Origin of the sequence: Pseudoalteromonas aurantia (assembly GCF_005886875.1) — a bacterium.
GTDB lineage: Bacteria > Pseudomonadota > Gammaproteobacteria > Enterobacterales > Alteromonadaceae > Pseudoalteromonas > Pseudoalteromonas aurantia_A.
On record NZ_PNBY01000068.1, the window covers coordinates 42,999 to 52,258 of the forward strand.

6 protein-coding genes are annotated in these 9,260 nt (G+C 42.4%); 5 read left to right on the forward strand and 1 reads right to left on the reverse strand.

Features of this window, described 5'->3' with window-relative positions; all coding sequences use genetic code 11:
• Position 1 precedes the first annotated feature (1 nt).
• From CWC18_RS14075 to CWC18_RS14085, 3 genes are all read left to right on the forward strand, one after another.
• Positions 2-1,150 (forward strand): 5-(carboxyamino)imidazole ribonucleotide synthase, encoded by a 1,149-nt coding sequence (locus tag CWC18_RS14075; protein ID WP_138589518.1) that lies wholly within the window; start codon positions 2-4, stop codon positions 1,148-1,150.
• 59 nt (positions 1,151-1,209) lie between these two features.
• Entirely contained in the window at positions 1,210-2,136 is a 927-nt protein-coding gene (locus CWC18_RS14080; protein ID WP_138675500.1) for a YeiH family protein, read from the forward strand.
• Between the two features lie 238 nt (positions 2,137-2,374).
• Positions 2,375-4,852, forward strand: coding sequence for a S9 family peptidase (locus CWC18_RS14085; RefSeq protein WP_138589516.1), 2,478 nt, complete (start codon positions 2,375-2,377; stop codon positions 4,850-4,852).
• A 49-nt stretch (positions 4,853-4,901) separates the two neighbouring features.
• On the opposite strand, the gene rrtA is transcribed toward CWC18_RS14085, so the two are convergent.
• The gene (rrtA, locus tag CWC18_RS14090; RefSeq protein WP_138589515.1) at positions 4,902-5,501 is read right to left on the reverse strand and encodes a rhombosortase; all 600 of its coding nucleotides are present in this window, start codon (positions 5,499-5,501) and stop codon (positions 4,902-4,904) included.
• A gap of 92 nt (positions 5,502-5,593) precedes the next feature.
• On the opposite strand from rrtA, the gene ggt reads away from it, so the two are divergent.
• Together ggt and CWC18_RS14100 are read left to right on the forward strand one after the other, a co-directional pair.
• Positions 5,594-7,354 (forward strand): gamma-glutamyltransferase, encoded by a 1,761-nt coding sequence (gene ggt / locus CWC18_RS14095; protein WP_138675501.1) that lies wholly within the window; start codon positions 5,594-5,596, stop codon positions 7,352-7,354.
• Positions 7,355-7,524: 170 nt separating this feature from the next.
• Positions 7,525-9,219, forward strand: coding sequence for an NAD-dependent malic enzyme (locus CWC18_RS14100; RefSeq protein ID WP_138589513.1), 1,695 nt, complete (start codon positions 7,525-7,527; stop codon positions 9,217-9,219).
• The last annotated feature ends 41 nt before the right edge of the window (positions 9,220-9,260 follow it).

Genomic DNA, 9,260 nt, shown 5'->3' on the forward strand with positions numbered 1-9,260 from the left:
TATGAATATTTTAGTTTTAGGGTCAGGGCAATTAGCGCGCATGATGAGCTTATCTGCGACGCATTTAGATTTACACGTGTTGGCATATGATGTCGCGAATAAGCAGATCATCAACCCGGTAACAGGGCAGATACATGAACTCTCATTGACTGAGGCCATCGCGCAAAGTTGTGCAATCACGGCTGAGTTTGAGCATATCCCAGCAGATGTATTAGCGCTGTGTTCTGCGAGCGGTAAGTTCTATCCGGGTGCTGAAGCGATTGCAACTGGGGGTGACAGAGCGAAGGAAAAAGCATTACTAGATACTGCCTCTGTTCGTTGCGCGCCCTATAAGTTAATTACAGAAAAACAGCACTTTTTAGATGCGATCACTGAACTGGCGATGCCAATGGTAGTTAAAACCTGCCAAGCAGGGTACGACGGTAAAGGTCAATGGCGAGTAAAGTCATTGGATGATGTTGACGTTATTTGGGCTGAAATGGCAGAGTTTTTAGCAGCAGGAAGTGAATTAACACCGCACTCTATTATTGCTGAGAAAATGATCCCATTTGACCGTGAGGTATCGATCATCGGTGTTAGAGATCGTAATGGCCAGTGTAAAATATATCCACTGACTGAAAATCAACATACTAATGGCGTATTAACACTATCGATTGCAGGTAAAGAAAAAGGGGCAATTCAGCAACAAGCTGAGCGTGCTTTTAATGCTATTGCAACGTGTCTTGATTATGTTGGTGTGTTGGCCATTGAGTTTTTCGATGTGCAAGGTGAATTACTGGTTAATGAGATTGCGCCTCGCGTGCACAATTCAGGACACTGGACCCAGCAAGGCTGCCATACAAGCCAATTTGAAAATCATATGCGGGCCGTTGCCGGTCTGCCTTTGGGTTCTACAGAGTTATTGAGGCCCACGGCTATGATCAATGTGCTTGGCCAACATCAGATCCCACAAGCGGTATTATCCGTTAGTGACGTGACCAGTCATTGGTATGCTAAGGAAGCGAAAGCAGGGCGTAAGATGGGTCATATCAATGTATCTGCCAGTTCTTTGCACAGCTTGGGTGAAAAGCTAGGAGAACTAGCAGATATTTTACCAGAAGAAAGCTTCCCAGGCGTCCTCGCCACAGGGCAGCAGCTCATTTTAAATTAACTGCTACGGCCGGATTTAATATCCGGCTTTTTTGTGCTTAAAAAATAGAGTTTCAAATTATGGTGCCATTACATACAGTCGGTTTCTTCCTCCTGTTTCTGCTGTCTTTCACTCCCCTTGTTGGTCCTGCTCTGGCGCTATTTATGGGGATCGCTTTTACGTGGTTTTTTGGTAACCCTATGGTTGCGTTGAGCTCCAAAGCCAGTAAGTGGATGTTAAAAGTAGCGGTAATTGGGCTGGGCTTCAATGTTAATATTTATGATGTGTTGGAAGTGGGCCGAAGCTCAATTGTCCTAACGATTGTGAGTATCACCGCCATAATTGGCTTAGGTGAGATCCTCACACAATTATTCAGGTTGAATAAAAATACCGGTGTTTTGATCTCGTTTGGTACTGCGATTTGCGGTGGTAGTGCAATTGCTGCGATGGCACCAGTAATCAAAGCGAAAGAACATGAAATTGCTGTGGCATTGACGGTGGTATTTTTACTGAACGCGATAGGGTTGATGATCTTTCCCAGTATTGGGCTGTATTTTGGGTTATCGGATCAACAGTTTGCTGTATGGGCTGCGTTGGCAATCCACGATACGAGCAGTGTAGTTGCTGCAGCTGCGACATTTAGTCCTTTAGCGGTTGGCATCGCCACGACCATAAAATTAACACGTGCAATGTGGATCATTCCGTATACTGCTTTAGCCGGTGTTTTTTGGAAGAGTGAAGAGAAAGCTAGCATTCCGCTATTTATCGTGGGCTTTTTAATGGCTGCACTGTGTAATACGTGGTTTGAACAAGGCTATTTTCTGTGGCAAACCCTGTATGCTGGTGCAAAGCATGTGTTGGTTGCAACCTTGTTTTTAATTGGAGCGGGTGTTTCAAGAAAAATTTTAGTTGAAACTGGCTGGCGACCTTTTACTATGGCTATGATTTTGTGGATCATAGTAAGTAGTACACTGCTACTGCTGATAAAAGATGGTTACATTTCGTAATATATTTTAAATTATACGGAACTCTTTTGAAGGTTGTACGGTCTTATTTTATGAGGCGTGGATAGGCCTCATTTCATATTCGTTGTTTGGCAACGAATATGTGAGCGCAGAGAGTATTTGGCCAGTATCCCATACTGGCCTTTTTTTCGTCTTAAAACTCGGCGATTAGTCTAAAATAAGTCGAAATATTGCAGTGAATTTGCTTAAATAAGGCAATTTTCATAAAAATAGAAGCGCAATGATCAAACAATCTCTTATCTCAGCCGCTATCGCATCAAGTTTATTTTTAACCGGTTGCCAAACAACACATACCTCATCAAATCAAATTAAAGACCAAGGTATACCAGCCTCAGTTGTAGCAACACCAGTCGATTTTGGTGGTGAGCAAATCACGTTAGAGCAAGCGATGGCTCATCCAGACTGGCTAGGACGTAAACCGCAAAATGCGTTTTGGGCAGCAGATAGCAAAACGGTTGTATTCAATCAAAAGCAAGCAGGTAGTGATTTAAAAGACACGTTCATTGTCGCAAATAACACTGCACCAACAAAAGTATTGCTTTCGCAATTACATTCGGTTGGTGCCAAAAATGCGGTGTATTCTTCAAATGGTGAGTATCAAGTCTATACGTTTAAAGGCAATGTGTTTGCTAAAACGATTAGTACTGGCGACATCAAACAGTTAACGTTTTCGTCAGAGCGAGCATTTCAATTACAATTTTTAAATTCAGGCGATGTTGCGTACCGGGTTGGAAATACTTTTTACACTGTGAATGTTCGTACCGGTCAGTCAAAAGAGCTAACAAAACTTCATTTGTCTGATGCACCAAAAGGCTTAGCTGCACCTAATGGTTTTATTGCCGAAGAGCAACATAAGCTGATTGAATATGTTGCTTTAACGCATAAAAATAGCCTAGATCGTGAGCAACGTACCAAGGCACTCAAAGAACAAAATAGCACAGTAGCAAATAGCCACTTTTACCTTGGTAAAGGCAAAGCATTGGTATCAGCAAGCCTATCTCCAGCAGGGGATAAACTGATTGCGGTCGTGACAGACAAAACTCGCTGGAATGCAGAAACAGACATCATGCCAAACTATGTGAGTCAAAACGGTGATATCGACCCTGTGCAAGCTCGCCGTCGTGTTGCACAAGCAAAAGCGGTTTATTCAGAGGTTGTGCTGCTAGAGTTAGCCACTAAAGCGCAAACAAGTTTAAGCTATGACACTTTACCGGGTTATGATGAAGATGTGTTAGCAGGTGTTAAAAAAGAGAATGCAGCAGCTATAGGTAAAACCTATCAGTCAGAGAAGTCGCCACGTGCAATCAACTTAATACGAGATTGGGGCTGGAGTCAAAGCGCCATTCAATGGAATAGCACAGGCTCAGAAGTGGCAGTCATGCTTGAGGCGTGGGATAACAAAGACCGTTGGTTAGCGACAGTAGATTTTGAACAGCAAGAGTTTGTATCTCAGCATCGCTTACATGATGAGGCGTGGGTGAACTATGTTTACAACGATTTCGGCTGGTTAAATAATACAGATACCTTGTACTACTTATCTGAAGAATCAGGATATAGCCATATATACACCAAACCACTCGGTGGGCGTGCAACGCAGCTGACATCAGGCAATTATGTTGTATCGAATTTAACGCTTAGTAAAGACGACAGCGCTATTTACTACAAAGCGAATGTTGAGCACCCTGGGTTATACGAAATATATCGTGTGGATCCTCAAACCGCAAAGACAGAAACGCTGACAGATTTAAATGGTATGACAGATTACAGTTTAAGCCCTGATGGCACTAAGCTGTTATTGAATCATTCAAAAATAATGATGCCAAATGAATTATACGTTGCTGATGCGAAGCCCGGAGCGACAACTACACGTTTAACAAATACAGTATCAGACACATTTTTAAATAAAAAACTGATTGCGCCAAAGATAGTCGCAGTGCCTTCAAGTCATACAGATCAACCCGTGTATGCCAAAGTATACTATCCAGCAGATTATGTTGAAGGTGAGGGTGGTAAAAAGCGTAAAGCGGTGATTTTCAATCACGGTGCTGGCTACTTGCAAAATTCACATATGGGTTGGTCAGTCTACTTCCGTGAATTTATGTTTCATTCTCTGTTAGCCAGTGAAGGTTACGTAGTAATGGATATGGATTATCGAGCTTCAAAAGGCTATGGCCGAGACTGGCGAACTGCGATTTACCGTCAAATGGGTAAACCTGAAGTTGAAGATTTAGCGGATGGCGTGAAGTGGATGGCCGAGTACGCCAATGTAGACACCAAATCGGTGGGTACATATGGCGGCTCATATGGCGGCTTCATGACGTTTATGGCAATGTTCACGCAACCAGATCTATTCCAAGCAGGTGCGGCACTTCGTCCTGTTACTGATTGGGCTTATTACAATACAGGGTACACGTCAAACATATTGAATCATCCTGATGTTGACCCAATAGCCTATCGTAGAAGCTCACCAATTTATCATGCACAAGGGTTGAAAAATGATTTGTTGATCAATGCTCCAATGATTGATGATAATGTGTTTTTCCAAGATGTTGTGCGTTTGGTACAGCGTTTAATTGAGCTGGAAAAAGAAGATTTTGAAACGGCCATTTACCCAGTTGAACCGCATGGTTTTGTTCAGCCTTCAAGCTGGTTAGATGAATATCGTCGTATTTATAAGTTGTTCCAAGAAAACTTATAAACGTTTATATAATAAACGCCAACATTGTGTTGGCGTTTTTGTTTCTCAATTACTTCTTATCTGTGAAAAAGTGGTTTTTTAATAGCTCATAAAGCAAATTGAGACTTAATATCAACCCACCTATTGCACCGATTAAATGTGCTTCAATGGCAACTCTTGAGTCTATTAGATTACCCACATCAACACTTGGCCCATGCCACTGTTCCCAACCAAGCTTTACCCAAATACCAGCAAATAACAATAATCCTGTGCGCATACCCACACACATGTCTTTGACTGCCCCCCAGACAATAACACCATGCAGTAAACCGCTTAATCCGGTATAGACATTAATTGTTGGACAAAATAGCCAGATCCCCATACCAGTCCAAATAGCAAGGAAAAGTGTATGAACGAGATAACGAAGGGGTGAGCGGTGTTCTGCATGCAATAACCATATAAATACAATGCCCAGTACATTAAGCCCTAAATGTGTCCAGTTAGCATGAACAAATTGGCTCGTGGCAATGCGCCACCATTGATGCTGCTCAATGAGTGAACGGTTAAATTCAAATAGCGGATTACTATTGACCGCCATAAAGAGAGTACTGAGTAATATTAAACATAGGGGCGGTAAAATATATTTTCGGTTGATAGGTAAATCAAACATAATAATTTGGTTATAAGCATCTTTATTTTTTGCATATTGTGCCTCTTTACTTTTATTATGCCAATGCTAAGAACAACACAAAAGTGAATAACATGAAAAAGTCTCTGCCATTACTCGCGGCAATCACTATCAGTTTACTGCTATCTAGCTGCACTATTTTAGAAACACAACAAAGAGAGACGCGAGAACCTGAAGCGGCCACGGGTCTACAAATCAAGCAGCAAGTGACTGCAAATGAGTATATGGTCGCAGCTGCGAATCCGTATGCTAGTCGAGCAGGGCAAGCGATGCTGGCTTTAGGTGGAAATGCCGTCGATGCAGCGATTGCAACGCAATTGGTACTCACTTTGGTAGAGCCACAGTCATCAGGTATTGGCGGTGGCGCATTTTTATTGTATTTCGACAATAAAACACAGCAACTGATCACATACGATGGCAGAGAAACAGCCCCTTCAGGTGCTGATCACAACCTATTTTTAGATGACACAGGTAAACCCGCTAAGTGGATTGAGGCGGTTGTAGGTGGCCGCTCTGTGGGGGTACCTGGTCTCTTACACGCGTTTAACCAAGCACATAAAGCGCATGGAAAATTAGATTGGCAGACGTTATTTAAACCGGCCATTGAATTGGCTGAACACGGGTTTGTTGTGTCAGCTCGGTTAAATATGCTGTTAGAGAAAAAATTTAACCCCGGCTTAGCAAAACTTTCACCTGCTAAAGAGTACTTTTACCCAAATGGAAAAGCATTGACAGTTGGTACGTTAAAAAAGAATCCAGAGCTTGCAGCGCTGTATAAGCAAGTTGCCGCTCATGGCATTCGTGCATTTTATGAAGGCGAACATGCCAAACGGTTAGTAAACGCGGTGCAAACATCAGCAATTGCGCCAGGGACGTTAACTGAGTCTGATTTAGCTAACTATACCAGTAAAATTCGAGATGCAATTTGCACTGAATATCATCAATATAAGGTATGTTCTATGGCTCCGCCAAGTAGTGGCGGCATTGCGGTATTACAAATATTGAAATTGCTGGAAGGTAAAAAACTGTCACAGTATCCTGCAAATGATGAATATGCATTGCATCTGTTCACACAAGCATCGCGGTTAGCATTTGCAGATAGAAACCATTATGTCGCAGATCCCGACTTTGTGAGCGTACCAACAACCGCATTACTTGCAGCTGACTACTTAGCTGAGCGCGCTAAACTTATTTCAGATGAGGATAACCATGATGTGCCAGTAGGTCAGCCGATTGGCAAGTTAGCTTATGCGAAAGATGACGGCTTTGAGCTCCCTTCAACAACGCACGTCTCTGTTGTTGATGCACAGGGTAATGCGGTTTCTATGACCAGCTCGATCGAAATGGGGTTTGGCTCAACGGTTATGGTTGACGGCTATCTATTAAATAACCAACTAACCGATTTTTCATTAAGTCCAAAGAAAAATGGCAAGTGGATGGCGAACCGCGTTGAAGCGCACAAGCGACCAAGAAGTTCGATGTCTCCGGTGATGGTCTTTAATGCTGACGGCTCGCTAAAACTTGTGGTTGGTTCACCAGGCGGAAGTCGGATCATTAATTATGTGGCACACACGGTTATTGGGGTCTTAGATTGGGGATTAACCCCACAGCAAGCAGTAAATTTGCCAAAAATTACCAATCGAAATCGCTACACTACGTTAGAAAAGGGAACAAATCTGGCGTCGATAAAAGCGGATTTTGAAAAACGTGGGCATAAAGTTCATCTAAGAGACTTAAATTCTGGGTTACATGTAATTGAATTGAAAAATGGTGAACTACTCGGTGGCGTAGATCCTCGTAGAGAAGGGATTGCGCTGGGTGAAAGCAGCGAATAGTCATAGGCTTGCACAATAAACTACGTTATAATGATGGGCTCTGTAAGGCATTTAACAGTGTATTTACAGAGTCGATTGTATTGGTCTGATCTGAACGAATTTCATTGAAATTTGGCCACTTTCAGCAATAATAAACTCTTAGCCTTTTAAAATGTGTCTAGCTTGCAAATATGACTAAAAAAACAGATCCAAATTATCTATATATTCCTTTTTCTGGCCCTAACCTTCTTGAAACGCCATTGTTAAACAAAGGCAGTGCATTTAGCCAAAATGAGCGAGAGAATTTTAATTTAACGGGACTTGTGCCTCCGCGCTTTGAAACAATCGAAGAACAAGTTGAACGTTGTTACCAGCAGTACTCAAGCTTCAATGACAATTTAAACAAGCATATTTACTTACGTGCAATTCAAGACAATAACGAAACGTTATATTACCGTCTGGTGCGCGATCATTTAGAAGAAATGATGCCAATTATTTACACCCCAACGGTGGGGGATGCTTGTGAGAAATTCTCTGATATTTATCGCAGCTCACGCGGCTTGTTTATTTCTTATGAAGATCGCTACCAAATCGACGATATTTTACGTAATGCCACAAAAGGCAAAGTGAAGGTAATAGTTGTCACTGATGGAGAGCGTATTCTAGGATTAGGCGACCAAGGCATTGGTGGCATGGGGATCCCGATTGGTAAATTGTCGCTATACACAGCGTGTGGTGGTATTAGCCCAGCTTATACATTACCTGTCATGCTCGATGTAGGTACAAATAACGAGAAATTACTCAATGATCCTATGTATATGGGCGCACGTCATAAGCGCATAGGCCAAGCTGAGTACGATGAGTTTTTAGGTTTATTCATTGACGCTGTTAAGCGTCGTTGGCCAAGTGTTCTACTACAGTTTGAAGATTTTGCGCAGCCTAACGCAATGCCACTACTGAAACGATACAGAGATCAAATATGTAGCTTTAACGATGATATTCAAGGTACAGCGTCTGTGACTGTGGGTTCTTTGTTAGCTGCGTGTCGTGTCAAAGGTGCTAAATTATCAGAGCAGAAAGTGGTGTTCGTTGGCGCAGGCTCTGCTGGGTGTGGTATTGCTGAGCAAATTATTAGTCAAATGGTGGCTGAAGGTGCTTCAAGCGAGCAAGCTCGTAGCCAAATTTACATGGTTGATCGTTTTGGCTTGCTTAGTGAAGGTATGGATGATCTGCGCGATTTCCAAGCGGCTTTAGTTCAATCAAATGATGCGCTAAGTGAATGGAGTTATAGCGGCGACTTTGCATCACTTCTTGATGTAATGCACTGCGCAAAGCCAGATATTTTAATTGGAGTTTCTGGCCAACCAGGGTTGTTTACCGAACAAGTGATCCGCGCGATGTACTCTGGATGTGAGCGTCCAATTATATTTCCATTAAGTAACCCGTCACGTCAGGTAGAAGCACATCCAAAAGATGTAATTGCTTGGACTCAGGGTAATGCGATTGTTGCTACCGGTAGCCCATTTGAACCCGTTGAGTTTGAAGGTAATACTTACCCGATCCCCCAATGTAATAACAGTTATATTTTCCCTGGCATAGGGCTTGGCGTTATTGCTGCTAAAGCCACACGAATTACCGATAATATGTTAATGGTGTCGAGTAAGACATTGGCAGAATCTTCACCACTGGCTAATACTGGTAAGGGCTGTTTACTGCCTGCTTTGGTTGATATTGAACAGCTAAGTAAACGTATTGCGTTTGCTGTTGCAAAATCTGCTATGGAAGAAGGCGTTGCGCTTGAAATGGATGATGATGCTATCTGGGCGGCAATCAATAAAAACTATTGGCTACCTAAGTATAGAAACTACAAACGCTGTAGTATTTAGTAAATAGTATTAAGCCAGCATTTGCTTAATGCCGATCAGAT